Genomic DNA, 554 nt, shown 5'->3' on the forward strand with positions numbered 1-554 from the left:
CAGGACAATTGTCAGGTCGCGGTGTCGCTGTCGGTCGCCAATCATCATGCCAGCCTGCCGGTGGCCTATCGGCTGTACTTGCCGGAGGCATGGGCCTCCGACGCTGCCCGCCGCAAGAAGGCTGGGGTGCCCGATCAGATCGACTTTCAGACCAAGATCGAGATCGCGCTCGATCAAATCCGCGCCGCCTGCACCGCGGGCTTGCCACGTGGCGTCGTGTTGATTGATGCTGGCTACGGCAATCACAGCGACCTGCGCGCCGCTCTTACGGCGCTTGAGCTTTCCTATGTTGCTGGGATTCTCTCGAGCACCACGGTGTGGTCGCCCGGCACGGGCCCCTTGCCGCCCAAGCCTTATGTGCCCGGCCGCGGACGGCCGACCAAGCAGCTACGTCGCGATGCGCAGCACCAACCAGTCAAGGTCAAGGATCTTGCCTTGAGCCTTCCTGCCAAAGCCTGGCGGACGGTCACTTGGCGCGAAGGAACGAATGTATCCCTCAAATCCCGCTTTGCGCGCGTGCGCATTCGCATAGCACGGCGCGACTTCAACCGCAG

Annotated in this window: 1 protein-coding gene; it reads left to right on the top strand. The window is 63.4% G+C overall.

Annotated elements, in window-relative coordinates; genetic code table 11:
* Positions 1-554: IS701 family transposase (locus tag SO180_RS42505; RefSeq protein ID WP_449384725.1), on the top strand; the 554-nt coding region annotated here is incomplete at both ends.

This window comes from Bradyrhizobium sp. UFLA05-112 (assembly GCF_053572325.1).